Source organism: Pseudoalteromonas sp. NFXS53 (assembly GCF_056629255.1).
In genome coordinates, this window is the sequence record NZ_JBWVBR010000008.1 from 77,893 (window position 1) to 99,279 (window position 21,387).

Consider the following 21,387-nt stretch of genomic DNA (forward strand, 5'->3'; position numbering starts at 1 on the left):
AAATGCAATCTACTGATTTATTTTGTTATTTCTAAATCCGTTCTAGACAAAGGCTCACCATTAAGAATAACCGTATCTATATGATTATATGCTTCGACACTCTGTAAAGGGCTGATATTCAGCAACAACAAATTAGCCACTTTGCCCGCTTCGACCGTGCCGTACTGTTTATCTAACGAAAATGCCTTGGCATTATTCAAAGTTGCCGCAGCAAGAATACTTGCCAAACTCATCCCTGCGTCATGCATATCTTTTAATTCCCAATAGGTTGCAAGCCCCGGTTGTGATGCATAGGTTGGCGCAGGTGGTGTGTCAGTTGCCAATGAAATAAGGCCTCCGTTTTGATAGATGTAATTTAAGACGCGTTTACCAAGCTGTTGGTTAAATTCAAAGCGCGCTATTTTTTGTGCATCACTCATGTTGCCCCAACCTGTTTTCATTTCTCGTGCAAACCATTGCCCTGCTTCAGTTTGGTACCAAGCAATTTGTGCTTTACTCAATACTGTTTTGTACTCCGATTGAGTAATATGGCCTTCACGCATCACATCGGTCAGCGCGCGCATGACATTGAGTGTTGGTTGATAAGCAACATCTGAGCGAATAATGTCATCGGCGACAGCTTTTACTTTAGGTGGTAATTCACCTTTTGTGCCTACCCTGCTTTCGTCGAGCCAATTCCAATTACCGTGCGCCATCACATCCATTTTATGAGTTAACCCTAAACGCTGCATATCGGTGGCATTGGCATGGGCCATCACTTTTAAACCGTGTTTCTCACTGGCAGATTTGAGTTCATCCAGCGTGTCAGAAGCGATTAACGGAATATCTGAACGCTCACCAAAACCATCTTCTAGATACACTTTGGTGCATATAGCGCCATCATCGGCCATGCGTTTTACTAATTGTTCAGGTGAATGACTTTCTAATATGTGTTTTTCATGCAGGTGATTTGGATCGCCATGTTGACGCGCATAATACGGGCGCTTTTCATGTAGGTGTTCATAATTTATACCTTGCGCGTTATATCCTTGATAAATTGGCACAGCACCGCAAAAGTAACTTGTTGGTGCCACACCATTACTTTGAAATAACGACATACTCTCTTTACTAGCGCCCGGCTCAAGCACTTGAGTCACACCGTAATATAAGTAATTCTTGCCCTGCCTTTGCAGGTATTGCTGCTGTAAACTTTCAAGCTCAGCAACCTCCTTTTCATTAAACTGGCTAAGCTCAAAGGGTAACCCAGGCATGCGATTTAGATGCACGTGGGCGTCCATCAAACCGGGAATTAAAAACTTGCCGGTGCCATCAATCACATTTGCATCAGCGTCGTTCAAGGCTTTTGCCGATATGGTTTTAATTTTGTCATCTTGAATGCCAACCCAATGTTTATCTGCAACGCTGGCTTGGTATGGGTTAAGCGACGAAATAACGGTGACGTTTTTGATGATGACATCAAACTCTTTCGCATTTAAAACAAAAGGTAATAGTAAGCTAGTTAGAATAAGTGTTTTCATGGCGACTCCTTTTTTGAAACTAGAGCCACCTTAAAAAAACACTGGGTTAATTACCTAAAAAGCATATAATTTTACCCTGAATTTTGTCTCAAAATAAAAATAAGCATAGTTATCATAAAGATGGAAAAGACAGAGGCCCCTTTTATACTCGGCAATTGGTATGTAGAGCCGCATTTGAACAAGCTCACTTTAGCCGAACAATCGTTCGAGTGCTCGCTCCCGCCTAAAGTTATGGCTTTATTGGTCTTGCTAACTCGTCATCAAAACACACCGCTGAGTTTAAATTTTATCGCCAAAGAAATTTGGCCCGATCGCGTGGTTACTGATAGCTCTATTTATCAGGCCGTTGCGCAACTAAGAAAAACACTTCATCAAGATAAAACCATTACTGAAGCCATTGAACAGATCTCGGGAAAAGGCTATAGGCTCTCGCCTCATATTGCGCTGAGCTTTAAACAGGAAGTACAAAATTCATTAGCAAAAAACAGTTCAAAAACAAAGACGTTAAAACTAGAGACAACAGAAAAAACAACGAAAAAGCATAAGTTAACGGCTTTCGCCGTATGCATTTTTATTCTTGCTGTTTTCGCTATTTGGTTTATGAACAACGGCTCAGTCAAAGAAGAGTTAAAAGCGCAGTTAAAAAACCAACCTAAAGAACAAGCTTATTTTGAAGATTTAACCCTTGCAGATCATTTGGTCAAACAACGTGATGTAAACTCGATCAACAAGGCAAGTAAACTCTATAAAGCCATTTTGAATAAGAGCCCAAACAACGCCGATGCCCTGTTTGGTTTGTGCAACAGCGAGTACCAATTGCTTGTTTACGGTCAGCACAACCAAACGAAAACCTACACAAGCTGTTTACCCTTGCTGCAAAAAGCCATAGAAATTGAACCTCATCATATTAATGCCATTGCACTACTTGGTGCGCTCCACCAGCAAAATGGTGACTTTGAAACCGCAAAAATCTTTTTCGAACAAGGACACTCTCTAGAGCAGAAAAGTAGTTTATTTCACCTTTTTTATGGTGATTTCTTACTGTCGCAACAGCAAACAACAGAGGCACTCACCTCACTGCAAACTGCGTTCAAGCTAAGCCCAAATGACCCTGAGGTGCTTATAAAATTAGCCTATGCCTATTTAGTGAAGCGCGATCGCAAAAAAGCGCAGCAATACTTTGAACGTGCCCGCTTAATTGCGCCGAATCTGCGAAATGCGCCGCTTTATGCGCTCGATTTCTATCTGCTCACTAAGCCTATTGCTGCGGAATACGAAGCTTGGTATGAACAATACATTTATGAAAATGAAAGTGATGAATACAAGAACAAATTTGCCCACTTTCAATTACAGCATGTGCTGTTCTTACTCAGTACAAACCAATTAAAGAATGCAGAAGCTTTATTTGAGCAAACAAATAAACAATATATTCCTAACGATTTTATTTTGTATGTTGAAGCGGCACTTGCTGCTAAAGGTGGGCGCTTAACTTCAGCACTCGAAAAGCTTGAGCAAAGGCATCAACTCGCCCCAGCATTAAATCGCTATGTTATCCCTTACATTCATGGCCTGATGGCCAACAACGACTTTCAAATGGCGTTTAATTTATTTACTAAACACTTTGCTGAGTTTGCGAGTTTAACAACACCTGTTGAGCAAAACCTTGGGTTGTATCTGACTTATGCGCAAATTTTGCAAGGTTTAGAAAACAAAAATACAGAACATGAAAATTCAGAAAAAAGCCAAACACTTGCAAAGCTCATACAGAACTTAGCGCTATGGCGTGAACTTAACGGTGAATTCAACGGCTTCAATGAAGTTAAGTGGCATGTCATTAAACAAGATGATGAAAACGTAAAATTAGCCGCGACCAAATTGCTCAATAGCGACTGGTTACCTGACTATAACGACAATATGTTTACTGAAGCTCTCTTAAACAGATATTTAAAAGAACATAAGCAAACACTCAAGTAATCTTACCTTGTTCATTCATCGCGAATATTTGTATTTATTTATGGAACGTTCCAGACTCATTTTAATTTTTACAACAGGCCTATAAAAATGAAAAAGTTATTATTGGCAGCCTTGGTGTTAAGCGCCAATGTGTTTGCTGCCGACACCTTTGATGCACAAACCATTAAAGTCACTGAGCAATTAAAAGAAAAGTCGCTCAATAGCGAATTGGCTTACGATATTGTGGCAAGACTGACTACTGAAGTTGGGCCGCGTATGGCGGGAACGCCTAAAGATCTTGAAGCCGTAGACTGGGCGATGAAAGAGCTAAAGCGTTTAGGCTTCGACAAAGTTTGGAAAGAACCTGCAAAATTCCCTGCTTGGTTGCGCTATTCTGAATCTGCCGAAATTATTCTGCCGTCAAAACAGCCTATTCACATTACCGCGCTTGGTAACAGTGTCAGCACACCAAAAGATGGGACGCGCGCACCTATTGTCATCTTTGAAACCTTAGAAGAGCTTGAAGCTGCACCAAAAAATGCAGCAAAAGGTAAAATTGTCTTTATCAATTATCGCATGGACCGCAGCCTAGACGGCAACAGTTATGGCCCTGCTGTAAAAGCGCGTAACCGTGGTGCTGTTGTTGCAAGCCAAAAAGGCGCAGTGGCATTTATGATGCGCTCGGTCAGTACTGCAAAACACCGTTTTGCACACACTGGCGGTAATCATTATAAAGATGGTATTAAAGCAATTCCTGCCGTCGCACTGGCAAATCCAGATGCCGACCAAATTGAACGTTTATTGCAACTTGGTCATAAAGTTGAAGTTAATTTAAACGTACAAGCTGAATCAAAAGGCATGGGAACCTCTTATAATGTCATTGGTGAGTTTACAGGCACAGAAAAACCAAACGAATACGTGCTGTTAGGTGCACATTTAGATTCGTGGGATTTAGGCACAGGCGCACTTGATGATGGTGCGGGTGTGGCAATTATCACGGCTGCGGCAAAACACATTAGCGAGCTAACAAAGACTAAACGCAGTGTACGCGTGGTGTTATTTGCCGCAGAAGAGCAAGGTCTTTGGGGTGCAAAAGCTTACGTGAAGAAACATAAAAACGAGCTTAGTAATATTGTTGCTGCGGCGGAGTCTGACTTTGGTGCCGACCTTATCTACGCGGTTGAATCTCGCGTTGCTTCAAACTCATTACCGACTGTGCGTGCGATTGCTAAGCATTTAAAAGACTTAGGGGTTAAATACGATGCGCGTAATAACGCTTTTGGTGGACCTGACTTAATTCCATTTAAAGACTCTAAAGTGGTGCCTATTTTCTCTTTGCATCAAGATGGTACTGACTATTTTGACTACCACCACACTGCAGACGATACGTTAGATAAAATTGATCCTGCAAAGTTAAACCAGAACGTAGCGGTTTACGCTGTGTTTGCGTACCTTGCAGCGCAAAGTCCGACTAAAATGATGGGCAAGTAAGTTTGCATCATTAACCTCAACTCAAGTTTATAAGGAGAAGTACCCTACTTCTCCTTTATTATTCATCCAAACCAATTTTAAAACCTCTCATCTCATGCCCGCCGAAAGGTGAAAATAGTGACAAATTTATACAACTCACCGTATAATAGCGCCCCTTTTTAAAGCCCGTTTTTATCAGGGCTTGAAGCTTTTGTTATTCTCATTTCGATAATTGAGTCGTTTGAAGGTCGTGTCATTAATGAATCAAGCTGTACTTATCACTAAACATGATAAAGCCAAGTGCATCGCAAACGCACTCGCACCGCTTGGCTTTAATGTGATTGAAAGCCATGTGTTTGACACTGATAGCTTAGGCACGTTTGCAGGCGACATTGAACGTACGCTCAGTCCTAAAGAAGCAGCTTTGAAAAAAGCGAAAATGGCGTGTGAGTTGCTCGATGCTGAATTTGGTTTGGGCAGCGAAGGCAGTTTTGGCAATGGCCCATACCCTGGCATAGTGAACTGGAACGACGAGATTTTATGTTTTTATGAACGTGCAACAGGGCAAGCAATTTACGCGAGTGCCTCAGGGCCTTTTGCAATCTCGAGTATTCAAGTAAACAGTGAGACTTGCCGCGATACCTTATTAAAAAAGCTCAATCACTTTCAGGATCAGCGTTGGTTATTGAAATTTGAAGAGCAAGTATTAAAAGGGTTAAGCAGCGAAGCATTGATTGAAACTTTAGCTGACAAGCAATTAACCGAGGCGTTAATTGAGCCAGATTTACGCGCTATGCACTGCCCGATTCGCCAGCAGATGATCAGCAAAGCCGCTATCGATCTAGCAAACAGGCTCAATGCCATTTGCCCTAAGTGCAATGCCAAAAACTTTGTTGTAAAAGAAGCCATTGCAGGTCTGCCTTGTGAACAATGCGGGCTTGCAACACAACAAATTAAGCAGCATAAATATCACTGTGAATGCTGCGACCATACTGAATTAAAAAATACCGAACAAACTGCTGCCGATCCCTATTATTGTCAGCTCTGTAATCCTTAAGGTTTACCTATGAATGAATTTGAAACACTCGAACTTCTCACCGGAGACGAAGGGATCGCCCAAGCCGTTAAGCTACTACAACAAGGTGAATGTGTCGCCCTACCGACTGAAACCGTGTACGGCCTTGCCGCGGATGCAACGCAGCCTGATGCCGTGGCAAAAATATTTGCCGCAAAAGGTCGCCCATCAAATCATCCGTTAATCGTGCATATTCCCGATGAAACGCATATTGCACGCTGGGCTGACTCGGAGCCTGCTGACCTACAAAAGCTTGCTGACGCATTTTGGCCGGGGCCATTAACCGTTATTTTAAATACCAAAACTGGGCTGAATAACCCAGTTACTGGTGGTAAAGACACCATTGCACTTCGCGTGCCTTCTCACCCATTGTTTTTAAAAGTGTTAATTGATTTAGATACAGGACTTGCCGCACCTTCGGCGAATCGTTATAAGCAATTAAGTCCAACAGTGCCTGAACAAGTAGTTGAGCAATTAACGGGTCGTATTCCGGCGGTATTAGAAGGTGGCGCGTGTGAGCATGGTCTTGAGTCGACTATTTTAGATTTAACATCAGATGAGCTAAGAGTATTACGCGCCGGCCCAATTTCAGCTGCTGAGATTGAGCAATGTTTAGGTAAACCAGTCACAACGCCAATGGAGCATAACGAAGCGGTGCCTGGTAACGTTAAAGCCCACTACCAACCAAATGCACCCGTGACTTTAGTAAAAACCGCTGAGCTTACTCAGGCTGTTCAAGGCGAAAGCAACAAAAACATTGCAGTACTTGCCTACTCAGAGCAGGTTTTAGCAGAGCTGAATGCACTAGATTTGCAACCAGAGCACATCAAGCCAATCGCCAGCGACGCTGCAGGTTACGGTAAAGGTCTGTACTACGACTTATACTGTTTAGATAAACTGGCACCGGTTAAAATCTTTGTAGAAACACCGCCTGTGAATGACGACTGGCAAGCCGTTAACAACCGCCTTTCTCGCGCGGCTTCGTTTGAGTTTATTCCTGAATAAACGTCCCAGATTTCTTAGCCTAAACATGCTTTAGGCTAACTTCCTCATTTTGCCTCATTTTACAAATTCTTCTAAATCCCCCAATAAATCGGATTAATCTAAATTCAACACGTCCTTAAAATCTTTTTTTACTTTTTCTTTGCATAAAACTCATTAAACATTAATTGCTTAACATTTCGCGTCGAAAAAAACGTCAACACACCGCTTTTTTATTATTCGATTTTCCTATATTATCGCCGCCGTTTTAAACCCCCAACAAAATTCATGGAACCTATTTTGCGTAAAACAACCCTTCTGATTTTTGCTTCATGCTTATTAACCAGCATGCAAAGCAAAGCCAATGAATATGGATACCAACCATTAAAAAAGACGGCATTCACTCAAACACTTGTAACAAGTGAACTTAAGCAAAACTTGAGATACGCTTTCGAGCATGAACAAGATGGACTAAATTTAAAAATTTCATTTTTCTCAACAATGAAAAGTAAAAAAGTCCAACTAATCAATAATTCATCATGGCCTATTCAGGTATCAGCGAACTCTGGCCCTGTTCTCAATTTATCTGCTCATGGACAGTTTGACTTACCTTGCGATGCCAATTTTGCGTTTGCTGAATTAGCTTTACTTACGCCGTCACAGACTGTTGATTTACACGAACCTGCGCTTTGTGCTGATTTAGTTGTTATCGAAGAATTGGGAGCGAAATAATGAGGGCTTTTGTATTTTTAGTTTCGTTATTTAGCTTAATCGTTAGCGCATCTAGTTTTGCAAACTCGCAAGTCAAGTTTGAAGGCACAGGTAACTTTTCAATAAATGGCGATCAAGTTTCAGTATATGTACCAAAAATCTCGAATCAAGGTAATAACCGTACTGGCACTTTGTATTTAAAACTCATTGCTAATACACAAAATAGCCCAACGGGTAATGCGGTTTATGTATTAGCTGAAGGTAACCTTTCAACCTTTAAAGGCAGTACTGAGTACGGTACATTAGACCCAAACCAGTCATTCGTAAATGTACGTTTTACTACAGAGTTTAGAAGGCCTCCAGCTGGCACCTACTATTTATTCTTGCATGTATCTGAATATCCGAACCTAAATACATCTTTAGACTCGATGGCTGCAACAAACAACCCTTTCGTATTCAGCTCTAGCGGTGGCGGAGAAGGCGGCGGCAGTGGCGGCTCTGGCGATGGTGGTGGTAGCTCATCTAACTTTAGTTTAGATTGTCCATGCTCATACGATCTCAACAATGGCTTAGTTACGCTTAAAGTAAGTAAGGTTGCAAACAATCAATCAAACACCACAAGTGGCTCACTTAAGCTTAAGCTTTATGCGACAAAGCAAGCCTATAATGGTGGCTCAATTAATGGCTATGTCCTTGCTGAGACTAATTTAGGACAACTACAACCCAATACATATTTTCACAGTATCAATAGACAAGCTAGCTTCAATCAGCCACCAGATGGCGAGTATTACTTAACACTGGTTCTAACTGAGTATAATGGCCAAGACTACATTATGGCTTACCAAAAATTTAGCGGCACAGAAACATTTGATAGTGGCAACTCAGGTTCAGGCTCTGGCGGTGGAAATGGTGGCGGTAATGCATCACAGAACATTGACTTAGAATGTCCATGTAGCTATCAAATTGAAGGCAGTCGAGTAAATATTGAAGCTGCGAAAGTATCTCACTTAAGAACATCAGGTAGCAGTGGCACTTTAAAACTGAAATTATGGGCAACAAATTCACCTTACAGTGGTAGTGGAAGCATTAACGGTTATGTTATTGCTGAGAAGCAATTAGACCCATTACAAGCAAATCAGTACTATCATAGTATCCGTTTCTCTGAAGCCTATAATGCCCCTCCAGAGGGCAGCTATTCGGTTACTTTAACAGTAACTGAAGTGCAAAATGGTCAAGAATACCTAATGGATCACGTTACATTTTCGAACCCTCTGGTTGTTTCTAATCAACAACTGTCAGGCTCAGATGATTTAGGCCTTGATTGTCCATGTAGTTTTGAAATTTTAGGCAGCACAGTTGAGCTCAATATAGACAAAGTTAGCAACTATAGTGATGACTATAAAAACAGAGAGATAGAGTTAAAGTTGTGGGCGACGAGTACACCTTATAATGGTGGTACAATCAGAGGCTATACGATTGCACAAGTGAACCTTGGCTCTTTAAATGCCAATCAATACTGGCAAGATATCACTCGATTTACAGATTATGATGAACCACCTTATGGTAATTATTATTTCACAATGACGCTCCATGAAGTTGGCACAGATAATACTATCAAGGCCTACAGCAATTTCTCTGATGTAAAAACACTAGGTAAAAAACCTGTTGTAGATACCAGCACTGGTAATAATGATGACTCTTCATATTATGAAGAGGAAGAGAGCGCAGGCTCACTCAATATGCTTTGGTTAATACTACTAGGTGGCTTTACATTACGTCGCAGAGCATAAAAATCTATTAACTTTCATAGGTTAAGTTAATTATTATGGGCCAGCTTATGAAGCTGGCCTTTTTTCTAACTTATAAATTGATAAAGATAATATATTTATCATCACTTTCAATGTATTTTTGATAATGAGTCAAAATGTTGAGAAGGTGAGATCTTGAATATAGAGCACTTGAAGTTATTTACACGAATTGCTGTTTGTCACAACATAAGTTTAGCAGGCAAAGAGTTAGGCTTATCTCCTGCCGTTGCCAGTAGTCATATTAATAAACTTGAAGAAAGCTTAGGTGTGCGTTTAATACATCGCACCACAAGAAAAGTATCATTGACTGAAGACGGCGTCGCATTCTTGCCCCATGCTCAAGAGGTACTGAGTAGTGTTGATGTCGCATTTGCTTCTGTAGGCTCTGGTAATATGTCCCCTTCAGGTAGACTGCGTATTACTGCACCCGCTTCTTTTGGCAGAATGCACCTGATCCCTGCTTTGAATGGCTTTATGACCAAATATCCAGATTTAAACTTAGACCTTAGGTTAAGTGACAGTATTGTAGATATGGTCGAGGGTGGATTTGATGTGGCGATCCGTAATGCCGCTTTAAATGACTCAAGTCTGATCGCTCGTAAGATTGCAAAAGACACTCGCCTTGTCTGCGCATCTCCGGACTATTTAAATAAACATGGTACCCCTAGCCAACCGAGTGACTTGCTTAATCATCAGTGTATCGATCTCATGGGCCTAGATACTTGGACTTTTCAAACTAGCGAAGGGCATCAGTCAATTAAAATCAAACATTTTTTGCGTGCAGATAACGGCGAAGCAATTCGTGATGCGGCAATCAATGGACTAGGCCTAACTATTTGTTCACAGTGGTGCGCTTACAAGGCAATTCAAGCCAAACAGCTTGTCCCTGTGCTTAACGATACGCCGCTTGTTAGCAATACCTCTATTTGGGCCGTTTACCCTAGTTCTAGATTGCTCGCACCTAAGGTACGTGTATTTATAGACTATTTAAAAACACATTTTGGAGAAACACCATACTGGGAATTAACCTAATGAAATTTGAGGAACTTTCATTGGAAAAATTGTGATTCCTTTTCTAAGCTAGGAACTAGTTTATTAAATAAGCATGCAAGGATGTGTTCATGCCCTCAACAAAGAGGTGGCGTTTTTCGATTAGATTGACGCTTTTTTCAATTTTTGTCATTGCCACTACATTAACTGCAGGCATTGCTATTTTACTGCAGTATCACTTTTCTATTCAGCAAGCAAAACAAAGTGCTTTTGAGCAGTTTCAGATGTCATCTGAATATACACGAGATTACTTAGCTGCGATTGATCACCAAGCCAGTGAACTGACCGAGCTACTTTCTACTAATAATAGCTTTAACCAAGTCGAAAGCTTATCGACTGAGCAATTACAAATGTTTTCCAAAGCAATGGAAAAAAACCCACTTTATTACTCTATTTTCATTGGCAACCCTTCTGGCCATTTTGGACAACTTATCAATCTAAACTCCCAAGAGATTAAAATTCAATTGAACGCTTTGGCTTCTGATAGGTGGCTAAAAATTGAAATAGCGCCAAATGCTGATATACCGACTAGAACCGTCACTTTTTTAGATCAAAACTTAACGCCTCGTATCAGTTACAGTGAATCCCATGAATTTGACCCCACTTCACGCCCTTGGTTTAAAGGGGCAAGTCATGAACAGGTTTATAAGTCAGCACCTTATCAATTTAAGTCTCTTGAAGCACCTGGGTTAACCTACTCTAAGAACATGCTAGCATCAGAAGCTGTTTTAGGTGTTGATATTGCACTTTCTAGCTTATCTATGTATTTAAAGAAACATAGTCTCGCCATAGAAAGTAACTTATTTGTTTATCAGGCCACCGGTGAGGTTATTGCAACCAATCAACAACCAGCCTCAGAAAATGCTAGCTTCGAATATAGCAATTTTTCACTCACAGAAAGAGAAAAAGAGATCGTCCGCAATGCACCGTCATTGCAAATATCTAATTCAAAAGACTGGAGTCCAATCGACTTTGCCATTTCTGGTCAACCAAGAGGCTATTCAGTTGATAAATTGAACCTGATCGCTCAAATGACAGGATTAGAAATAGAGTTTGTGAATGGCTTTACTTGGCCTGAACTCGTTCGCAAATATAAAAACAATGAACTCGATGGACTACAAGCTGTTTATAAAACTTCTGAAAATGAAAATATGGGCTTCATGTCTGCACCATACCTCGATTTACCCTATGCCACAGTCACTCGATCTAACGCCTCTAAAATTAATGTTATTACTGATCTAAATGGTAAAACCTTAGCAATTGCGAAAGGTTGGTCAATCATCCAGCTACTAAAACAACAGTTTCCCGCAATCAATCTTTTAGAAGTAAACACCATTAGAGACGTCTTTTTCGCAGTACAAAGTGGCCAAGCAGACGCTGGGCTTGATAGCCATTTATCGCTTTTACAAACACAGTCTCAGTTTTTTATAGAAGATGTGATAGTCAATGAGCCTCTATCATTCTCACATTATGATTTTCCGTCTAATTTACATTTACTTCTCAAACCAGAGTTTGAGAACCTAATTCCAATTATAAATCGTGCAATGGCAAGTATTTCTGATATTCAAGAGGCAAACCTGCGGAATAAATGGTTAACGAAATCTGATCCTCACCAATCTAGCACCCATGCCTTTGCTGTTCCTCACAAAATCTTATTAGAAGCGATCAGCGAAAATAATCTGCAAAATACTCTGCTCACTGTCAGCATCGATAATCAAGAAACGTATGTTTATATCAGCCCTGTTAAAGTAAATGACAGACAAGAAACCTTTTTCGCCATCGTCACCCCAAGTAACCAGCTGTATCAAAAAAGCTTAGACCAAGTAAAGGTATCTATTTTCCTCACTGCAGCATGCCTTGTTTGTTTGCTTCCTCTGTCTTACTTGTTTTCAGCCCCCATAGTGCAACCCATCCACAAACTGATGGCACAGAACAGAAAAATCAAACGTAGGCAGTATGATGACGTTGCTATTGAACACAGTAACATCAAAGAGCTTGACCAGCTTGGCGCGTCTTTGGCTGAAATGTCATCATCGATAAAACAACATGAAAAACAGCAAGCTGAATTATTAGAATCGTTTGTAGAGCTGATAGCACAAGCCATCGATGACAAATCACCTTATACTGCAGGTCACTGTAAACGTGTGCCAGATATAGGCATTAGACTAGCGGAAGCAGCCTCATCGGCCAATTATGGCATGTTTAGTGATTTCAATTTGAAAACGGCTGAACAAAAACGTGAATTTAAAATGGCCGCTTGGTTACATGACTGTGGCAAAATCACCACACCTGAATATATCGTAGACAAAGCAACTAAATTAGAAACAATTTATAATCGTATACATGAAGTTCGTATGCGTTTTGAAGTCTTATATCGAGATGCTGTCATTGAATACCATCAAAACACACAACTCCACCCAGAATCTCAGGCTTTTTACAAAACCGAACTTGAGCGAAGATTCAAACAATTACAAGATGACTTTGCATTTATTGCAAAGTGTAATCAAGGTGGAGAATATCTCAGCGAAGAAGCTGTTGCTCGTCTTGAAAGTTTATCTGTTATTACTTGGGAGCGTCACTTTGACGATACGCTAGGTTTATCGCAATTGGAACTGGAAGCCAAACACGGGTTAAAAACCCCATTGCCTTGTGTTGAAATGCTGCTCAGTGATAAAACTGAGCATCTTCAACCCAGAACAATCAAGCCTGAGTATGCCGAAAAATATGGGATCAAAATGGACATCCCAGATCTACTTTGTAATAAAGGCGAGCTTTATAACCTAACAGTCTCTCGCGGCACACTTACGCATGAAGACCGATTCAGAATTAATGAGCATATGATAAGCACCATCAAAATGCTCGATAGCCTGCCATTTCCTGATGATTTAGCCAATGTACCGCGTTGGGCGTCAACCCATCACGAAACCTTAATAGGCACAGGCTACCCAAGAAAACTAAAAAAAGAAGACTTATCGATCCCTGAACGCATCCTTGTTGTGGCTGATATTTTTGAAGCCTTAACCGCTTCAGATAGACCTTACAAGAAAGCGAAAACCTTATCAGAATCACTGAAAATTATGCAGTTTATGGTGAAAGACCAGCACATAGACTCAGATGTTTTTGAGCTCTTTTTAATCTCAGGTGTGTACTTGGACTATGCCAAGCAACATCTCGCCCCTTCGCAAATTGACGAGATTGATATTGATAGCTTGATTGGCAAGGAAAAAGTAGCTTAATCTGGTCGAGTATTATTGTATTTTGACATTTTGGTGTAGTGTAAAAATACAAATACATTCTCAAATTTATTTTCACCCCTTTTCCAGCTTTGAATCGTTATACAAGAATAATGATAATTTCTAGGAAGAATTTAATGTCAAAATTTGCGCACCGAATAAAATCAAACAAGGTTCTTTTTACTTTTTCACTCATATTATTCATCTATATCTTGCTTCGCTTTGTTGCCTTTATTCAACACCAAACCATTAAGCTGCCCGGTCAATACTTCACTTATCAAAACAAACAAGTTCGGTATTTATGCAAAGGAAATAATGCGCCTTTTGTGTTCTTCGAAACTGGATTTGCAGCTGACTCACAAGAAAGCTGGGACACTACCACAAAAGCTTTACCCAATAACTTTACTAGCTGTTATTACGACAGGCTTGGTCATGGTGGTAGTGATAATGTGCCAGTTACTTTTACTACAAATGAAAAGTCAGCACTGCAAACTGCACTGATAAAGCATATAGCTGGCAATGAACCTGTTGTTTTAGTCGCCCACTCTTATGGCGGCATTATTTCTAGAAGAACAGCAGCAAAAAATGAGATTAACTTGGCTGCACTTACCCTTTTAGACTCTGCCCATGAATATCAGCATGAAATTATGCGAGGAAAGTTCGACCCAATTCCCGATTCGGTTAAAAACTTACAGTATCTCAACGCTGCATTTGGATTATCTGATATAAAAAATATTTTCAAACACTATGACACACCGATGCAAAAACGACTTGACCAATATTATGGCAGCTTCAGATACGCACATGTCCTTTCAAGCTATCGATATGAAAAAGGCTTTTATACGCCTTTAGAAACGTTAGACTATGACTTTGGCAATTTAAAAATGCTGGTAATAAGTCATGACAAACAAGCTTATGCAGATAACCCACGATTTTTTAGCATTACTGATAAATGGCAAGACATGCAAAAAAGCATCGCTGCGCTTTCTAACAATTCTGAGCACATCATAGCAACAGGTGCGACTCATAATATTCCAGAAGATGCCCCCGACCTGGTCATCAAAAGGATACGTGAAACTGTTGAGTTAGCGCGGAAGCAAAGCATTAACAGTCTATGATGTGAGAAATGTTTGTTTACCAATCAATTGATGTATTCAAAATAGTTACACGTTAAAGTAGCCATTAAGTTTAAAGAAAATTATTTAAAGGACTCAGAGTGAATATTTTTCTCATAGTAGCCGGTTCTTTAAGTGCCCTCGCTGCACTTATGCATCTGGGTTGCATTTATTTTGGCGCGCCTTGGTATCGCTTTTTTGGTGCTGGTGAACAAATGGCACAACTTGCAGAGCAAGGCAGTAATAAACCCGCTCTTATTACTAGTGGCATCGTGCTCATGCTTTGTATTTGGTCTGCCTATGCCTTTTCTGCAGCTGGTCTTATTATAAAGTTGCCGCTTTTAAAAACCGCTTTAATCTTGATCTCTTTAATTTACACGGCCCGCGGTGTGGCTGGATTTTTCTTTATTAACAACCCAATGGGTCGTTCAAGCGAGTTTTGGATTTGGAGTTCGCTCATTTGCTTATCCTTTGGGGTAATGCATTTTATCGGCTTAAAGCAACAGTGGGCTAATTTATGAGCAAAGAAGAAATTTTACTGGTTTACGATAAAGACTGTCCTGCCTGTGATAACTACTGCCAAGTCGTTCGTATTCGAGAAAGTATTGGTGAGCTCAAAATTATCAATGCCAGAGAAAGTAGCGAAGTATTAGAAGAAATTACTCAACTTGGGCTCGATATCGATCAAGGTATGGTATTAAAGATGGGCGGCGTAATTTATTACGGTGCGGATGCCATTCACACTCTCGCGTTAATAAGTTCTCGTTCTGGTGTTTTTAATAGAATGAATTACTGGCTGTTTAAATCTAAGCGGGTGTCAGCCGTCTTATACCCACTGCTACGCAGCTTTCGAAACCTACTTTTGAAGATGCTGAGAAAAACAAAAATCAATAACTTAAATAGCATGGGAAATGATCGTTTTTGATCATTTCACCAGCGGTAACACTTGTTTGAATACAGGGTCATTCGCGTCTTTTATCAGCTCATACAAACACATTTCAAAACTTGTAAGTTGAATACCTGCTTGATTTAACTTTGTTAATGCAAGCTGCTTGTTTTCTAGTGTTCTAGAAGAAACACAATCTTGCACAAGCTCAACACCAAACTCTCTTTGTTTTAAGCTCATCGCCGTTTGATATACGCAAATATGGGCTTCAATACCACAAACCAGCCAATTATCGACACTGGCAGCATCTATGGCTTGTAAAAACTCTTCGCTGCCACAGCCATCAAATGTACTTTTTACTATGGCAGGAATATCACCCAAATGCGCTTGCAGTTCAGGAATAGTTGGACCAAGTTTTTCTGGTAATTGCTCTAAAAACACGATTGGTAAATCAAGTATTTTTGCAGCTTGTACCAGCTTTACTATTTGCGCAAGCATCGCTTCACTGTCGTGCACAAGTGTGGCCAACTTACCTTGAATATCAACAATTACTAGACCTGTGTTATATCGATTTAGCATTTAATACTCCTTAAGAACCTGCTTAACAGCCGCCGTCAGCGCCACCACTACTGCCTGCATCACAGCCATTCGAAGACTGAGACGAACCACTTGATAATCCACCAGTCGAAATACTTGACCCTGCAATGATTGAGGCATTCGCAGAGTTTGAATTTTTTCCGTTACCTTGGTGACTGAATTGTGACTTTCTCATTGTCACAATCAACAATAAAACACTCAAAGCAATGGCGGCGATGGCGTATTTCCAATTACCTAGGACAATGCCCATTGATACTGCAGCAATAATAGCGCCAAGGGATAATACTCTTAAAAACAGTCTCATAAACATCTCCTTGATGGTGGTAATTTTACTCAAAATTACCTAATAGACAGACTTCAAATTGCGCTACTTTTGAAGCAATGTAAAGTTTCTAAGTTGCTTTACGATGAAAAATTAAGTCGCTCAATTTAAATCTCAGATACTTTTTAACTAGAAAAACTCAAGAATATTGTTTTTATATCAACAAATTAAAAGCGCACTTTGATATAAAAAACCAGTGTAAATAATACTTTACAAATAACCTACAAGCTTTAAGGTCATCTCTGCGGCAGAAATGGCCGCACAGCCTGAGGTATTTTGACCACACCATAAAGGCGAAAAATCGTGGTTATTTTGCGCCTCAGCTTTGCCACGAAGCTGACCTAATTCAATGGCTGCATAAGGAAACTCAGGTGCCTGAGCGGACATATAACCAAGTTCAGACATAACCCGATTTACAATGCCTCTGGCTGGCTTTCCGGTGAAGATATTAGTTAATACCGTGTGCTCGGCTTGCTCACTTAAAATGGCATTTTTGTGTAAGTTTGAGGTTTTAGCTTCATCACAAAGTAAGTAACTGGTGCCAACTTGCACCGCACTCGCACCTAGCGACAATGCGGCGTTTACTCCCTTGTTATCAGCAATGCCTCCTGCTGCAATCACAGGAATATCCACCGCATTCACAACCTTAGGCAGCAAGCTAAACAAGCTTTGTTGCGTGGTGATATCCTTACTTAAAAACATGCCTCTATGACCACCCGCTTCAAGACCCTGAACGATGATGGCATCAACCCCCCGCGTTTCAAGCCATTTCGCTTCAGCAAGTGTGGTTGCAGAAGAGATTACTACCGTGCCCCAACCTTTTACCCGTGCCAATAATTTGAGGTCGGGTAAGCCAAAATGAAAGCTGATCACCCTGGGCGAAAAGCCTTCTATGACATCAGCTATATCGTGGCTAAAAGGTACTCGGTTACTTTGCGCATGTTCATCACACGCAATCCCGAGCTCGTTAAAATACGGGGCTAATGTTTGCTGCCATGCGCGTTGCTTGTTGTGGTCTTTTTCAACCTGAGTGTGGCAAAAGAAATTTAAATTAATCGGTTTGCTCGTCGCAGCTTTAATCTTGTTCAGTTCAGCTGCTATTTGAGAATTCGAAAGCATGCCACATGGTAAAGACCCCAAGCCTCCACTCTCTGATACGGCGATTGCGAGTTCACTGTCTTGCACACCAGCCATTGGCGCTTGGATGATGGGTAATTCAACCCCGAGTAATTGTTTAATATCCATTTCTGCCTCAATCACGCTTTAAAAAAGAATTACATTAAGACATATTTGATCGAAAAATCACATCAAAACAAGCGACCAACTCCGTTTAAACGAGTCATTTCTATCGCACCACGCTTTTGCATAGTTATATACAAAGTACGACCATCTTTTCCGCCAAACGCAACATTGGTTGGATACTGGCCTTTTAAAGTTATGGTTTTGATTAATGCACCTGTTGGTGAAACAACCGCTACCTGCCCAGATCCATAACGTGCAATATAAAGATTGCCCTGCTTATCGCTGCGCATTCCATCTAATCCAAAGTCAGCAAAGCTAATCAATAATTGTTTGTTAGAAATATTACCCTTTTCGTCTAAGTCATAGCGCCATACTTTGCGCTGCACGCTTTCGTTCACATAAAGAGTTTTATTATCGGGGCTGACTTCAATACCATTGGTTGTCCCCATATTCGCTTCCAGTAAGGTGACTTCACCATCTTGGGTGATCCGCCATAAATTCCCAGTACTATTCGCCCAGTTTGGATCGCTGGCAAACAAAATACCTTTGTCGGTAATAGCAATATCATTTGGTTGATTCATTCGACTGTCGTGAGCAAATACGCGAACCAAACTCGATACGTCTTTGCCTTGTTTCAGAGCATCTGCAGACAAGGTTAAAATATTATGATTCACATAATCTGCGATAAACATATTTCCCGCGCTATCAAATCGGATGCCATTGCCTATTGAACCGTTTGCGAGTCTAAGCAAAGTATCGACCTGATTTTGCTCACTAACTCGCCCTATCGAACCTTGTTTTTGGTAATTAACCGCATACAGCACCCCATTTTTATCTACTGCAGGGCCTTCAACACCTTGGGTAAACACGCCATCAAGTACATAGTCTTGTGTGTCATATTTTGTTGCTGCAACGTCATTTGCATTAGCACTAAAGGCTGTGCAGAAAAAGAAACTAGAGAAATAAACGGCTTTCATGGTTTTCCTTAATTTTGCTTTAATTCTGAATGTTGCACTGCTGCACAGTGAAGAAATAACCGACGAATAGGGTAAATACCGGCGATAACTAATTCATCTGTTAACGCTTGTAATGCAAGTAAGCGCTCATCTAAATTTTCTATTTGTTGCTTGCCCTGACAAACCTTAATAGTGCGCTGGGTATAATCGGCAAAGCGTTGTAAATTTTCATAAGTTGTTTGTAAGGACTTTAGTTTTTCGCTTTTTGCCAATAACCCTTGCTCAGCACTCAAAGCACGCTGCCATTGTTCAAGTCGCTGCTCAATGTCTGTAAGCGCGCGGGTATTGCCAGCAATATATGCCTTCACTTGCGCTTTTAAGAAGCGTACATCTTTACTTTCTACCGCTAAAAAATCCACAAACAAATCTAAAGGCGCTAGCTGGTGGTATTCATCGTTCAGATGTTTAATGTGATGGCGGGTGTAATAATGACTTGGCTCAAGCAATAGAGCCAGTATGTTCAACAATGCCAAAGTTTCATCCTGCTGTTGCTTTGTAAGGCTTGGTGATATTAACCCCGCCCAACCTGCTTGTTGTTGGCTGAAGTGCAAAAGGCCAATAACTTGATCTGCATATTCACTGATTACATCTAAACGCGCATACATGTTGTCCGCTTCTTTCACTTCAACTGGTGACCAAAGCCTTTCAGCAATGGCGAATAATCTCGGCCACACTCTCACATCAATGTTATCTTTGGTGATCATTTCACTCCACATAGTAGCCTCACCTCCTAAGATCAGGGCTTGCTGTTTTGATGAAAGTGCAGGGGCAAGGGTTATCGGCTTCGGCGTTGTTAACTCGCTCATAGTAAACGGGTAACGGCTATTGCCGATTAAAACGAAACCGGTACTTTTTGCAAAGTCGAACTCAAAACTCAATGGTCCCATCCAGCTATCAAACTGGGCAACAAGGTGTTGCTCTGGAGCTGATAAAGTCTCTCGTATTGCAAGTTGATGATGGTTGTTGTTCAACTTAATTAATACTTGCTCGCCAAGGATCAGTAACTCGCCCTTTACAGGGCTCCCCTTTAAGCGCTCAATAACAAATTGTTTAGTATGATTTTTAGGTTGCGCTAAATCCACCACAGGCGGGATAAGGTGTGGATCGTTGCGGTAATGATAATCGCTATATTGGGGCTGATCGATATAAAAGCCCGTCGACAAAACACCTTGGTATCCAGCTTTTGCCACCGCATTTAATGAATCATGGCCGCGCCAAGATTGCACAAGAATTTGTTTAGGCAATTGGGGGTGAAAAATTTCATCCCAGCCTGCCATTTTGCGATGGTGTTTCGCAATAATTGGTTGGATTTTACTGTTAAAATAATTTTGTAGATCGGCACCGTTTTGCAAATTATTACCGCTCATAAGAAGACGGATATGTTCATCTTCCAGCCAATGTTCCGCCTCGACTTCATCTCCCCCGATATGAAAATACTGCTCGGGGAATAATGTCACCATCTCACCAATCAGAGTATAAATAAACTTATACACTTTTGGATTTGCTATATCGAGTAAAGGCTTGAATACCCCCCAGTGACGCTCCATTTCATAGGTTTTGTCTTTGGTCATCAACTGAGGATAAGCCACCGCAATAGCGCTTGCATGTCCAGGCATCCCTATTTCGGGCAGCACGCGAATACCCAGCAAGCTGGCATATTCAACGACTTCTTTGATCTCAGCTTGACTGTAAAAATCTCCATCAGATGCTTTAGCAGTCAAAAGCGGATACGCTTTGCTTTCAATGCGCCAGCCTTGATCATCAGTTAAATGCCAGTGAAATACGTTCAGTTTCGCGGCGGCCATGCCTTCTAACTGGCGCTTAATGGTACTGATTGGTAAAAAATGGCGCACACTGTCGATTAACAACCCTCGCCAAGCAAAACGCGGGGTATCTTGAATATGTGCATAAGGGATAAATATTGCGCTCTTTGCTGGCGCATTTTTTTGTTGTGAATGCACTAGCTGCACTAACGTCGTCAGCGCATGTTGAGCACCAAAAACGCTTTGCGCCTTTATGCGAATGCCTTGCTGATTAATCATTAACTCATAGCTTTCGTCTTCACCATATTGAGGGACGCTGAGCGCTTGCTCTTGCTGTTGAATATCAATAGTCAGATCAGCGTTTTGCTTTTCACCTTCTAAAACAGTAAACGTCGAGTTGCCAACGCGATTAAGGTGTGACTGAAAGCGCTGCAATTGAAAACGCTTTCGCTGCTCACTCATACCTTCAATGTATACGCTTAGAGACGACTCAAGTTTGAGTGTAGAGGCTTTTATATCAAGCTGTTTTGGCATTGGCATTAACGCAGCATTATCTAGGCTGGCCATGTTTAGCTTTATCGATGCTTGAACCGAAGGTAAAAAGCAATTGAGAAACAATATGCTAAGAAAAATAAAAACAGTATGCTT

At 40.9% G+C, this 21,387-nt stretch carries 17 protein-coding genes; 11 read left to right on the forward strand and 6 right to left on the reverse strand.

Annotated features, from left to right (window positions below; all coding sequences use genetic code 11):
* Positions 1-17: 17 nt before the first annotated feature.
* Entirely contained in the window at positions 18-1,517 is a 1,500-nt protein-coding gene (locus AC1HJP_RS10400; RefSeq protein WP_480361751.1) for an amidohydrolase family protein, read from the reverse strand.
* A 120-nt stretch (positions 1,518-1,637) separates the two neighbouring features.
* Here AC1HJP_RS10400 and AC1HJP_RS10405 point away from each other — a divergent pair, with 120 nt between their 5' ends.
* The 11 genes from AC1HJP_RS10405 to AC1HJP_RS10455 all read left to right on the forward strand — a co-directional run bounded on the left by AC1HJP_RS10405 (position 1,638) and on the right by AC1HJP_RS10455 (position 15,838).
* Positions 1,638-3,491, forward strand: coding sequence for a tetratricopeptide repeat protein (locus AC1HJP_RS10405; RefSeq protein ID WP_480361752.1), 1,854 nt, complete (start codon positions 1,638-1,640; stop codon positions 3,489-3,491).
* Positions 3,492-3,578: 87 nt separating this feature from the next.
* Positions 3,579-4,961: a M20/M25/M40 family metallo-hydrolase gene (locus tag AC1HJP_RS10410; RefSeq protein WP_480361753.1), complete on the forward strand. Its 1,383-nt coding sequence runs from the start codon at positions 3,579-3,581 to the stop codon at positions 4,959-4,961.
* Between the two features lie 238 nt (positions 4,962-5,199).
* Complete coding sequence (locus AC1HJP_RS10415) at positions 5,200-5,997, forward strand: DUF6671 family protein (protein WP_480361754.1); 798 nt, start codon at positions 5,200-5,202, stop codon at positions 5,995-5,997.
* A 9-nt stretch (positions 5,998-6,006) separates the two neighbouring features.
* Complete coding sequence (locus tag AC1HJP_RS10420) at positions 6,007-7,020, forward strand: L-threonylcarbamoyladenylate synthase (protein WP_480361755.1); 1,014 nt, start codon at positions 6,007-6,009, stop codon at positions 7,018-7,020.
* 276 nt (positions 7,021-7,296) lie between these two features.
* Positions 7,297-7,728 carry a hypothetical protein gene (locus AC1HJP_RS10425; protein ID WP_480361756.1) on the forward strand — a complete coding sequence of 144 codons (432 nt, stop codon included), beginning with the start codon at positions 7,297-7,299 and terminating at the stop codon, positions 7,726-7,728.
* Entirely contained in the window at positions 7,728-9,497 is a 1,770-nt protein-coding gene (locus AC1HJP_RS10430; protein ID WP_480361757.1) for a hypothetical protein, read from the forward strand. The genes AC1HJP_RS10425 and AC1HJP_RS10430 overlap by 1 nt, the downstream gene beginning before the upstream one ends.
* A 153-nt stretch (positions 9,498-9,650) precedes the next feature.
* Positions 9,651-10,547: a LysR family transcriptional regulator gene (locus tag AC1HJP_RS10435; protein WP_480361758.1), complete on the forward strand. Its 897-nt coding sequence runs from the start codon at positions 9,651-9,653 to the stop codon at positions 10,545-10,547.
* 89 nt (positions 10,548-10,636) lie between these two features.
* Complete coding sequence (locus tag AC1HJP_RS10440; protein ID WP_480361759.1) at positions 10,637-13,801, forward strand: HD domain-containing phosphohydrolase; 3,165 nt, start codon at positions 10,637-10,639, stop codon at positions 13,799-13,801.
* A 134-nt stretch (positions 13,802-13,935) separates the two neighbouring features.
* On the forward strand, positions 13,936-14,916 hold the full coding sequence (locus tag AC1HJP_RS10445) for an alpha/beta fold hydrolase (RefSeq protein ID WP_480361760.1): 981 nt from the start codon (positions 13,936-13,938) through the stop codon (positions 14,914-14,916).
* A gap of 98 nt (positions 14,917-15,014) precedes the next feature.
* Positions 15,015-15,434, forward strand: coding sequence for a hypothetical protein (locus tag AC1HJP_RS10450; RefSeq protein WP_480361761.1), 420 nt, complete (start codon positions 15,015-15,017; stop codon positions 15,432-15,434).
* Positions 15,431-15,838 (forward strand): DCC1-like thiol-disulfide oxidoreductase family protein, encoded by a 408-nt coding sequence (locus tag AC1HJP_RS10455; RefSeq protein WP_480361762.1) that lies wholly within the window; start codon positions 15,431-15,433, stop codon positions 15,836-15,838. The genes AC1HJP_RS10450 and AC1HJP_RS10455 overlap by 4 nt, the downstream gene beginning before the upstream one ends.
* Here the strand turns inward: AC1HJP_RS10455 and AC1HJP_RS10460 are convergent, their stop codons facing one another.
* The 5 genes from AC1HJP_RS10460 to AC1HJP_RS10480 form a co-directional block, all read right to left on the reverse strand.
* Positions 15,839-16,378 (reverse strand): hydrolase, encoded by a 540-nt coding sequence (locus AC1HJP_RS10460; RefSeq protein WP_480361763.1) that lies wholly within the window; start codon positions 16,376-16,378, stop codon positions 15,839-15,841.
* Positions 16,379-16,400: 22 nt separating this feature from the next.
* On the reverse strand, positions 16,401-16,700 hold the full coding sequence (locus tag AC1HJP_RS10465) for a hypothetical protein (protein WP_480361764.1): 300 nt from the start codon (positions 16,698-16,700) through the stop codon (positions 16,401-16,403).
* A gap of 228 nt (positions 16,701-16,928) precedes the next feature.
* On the reverse strand, positions 16,929-17,963 hold the full coding sequence (locus AC1HJP_RS10470; RefSeq protein WP_480361765.1) for an NAD(P)H-dependent flavin oxidoreductase: 1,035 nt from the start codon (positions 17,961-17,963) through the stop codon (positions 16,929-16,931).
* A 62-nt stretch (positions 17,964-18,025) separates the two neighbouring features.
* Positions 18,026-18,937: an SMP-30/gluconolactonase/LRE family protein gene (locus AC1HJP_RS10475; protein WP_480361766.1), complete on the reverse strand. Its 912-nt coding sequence runs from the start codon at positions 18,935-18,937 to the stop codon at positions 18,026-18,028.
* Positions 18,938-18,945: 8 nt separating this feature from the next.
* Complete coding sequence (locus tag AC1HJP_RS10480) at positions 18,946-21,306, reverse strand: family 20 glycosylhydrolase (RefSeq protein WP_480361767.1); 2,361 nt, start codon at positions 21,304-21,306, stop codon at positions 18,946-18,948.
* Between the last annotated feature and the right edge of the window lie 81 nt (positions 21,307-21,387).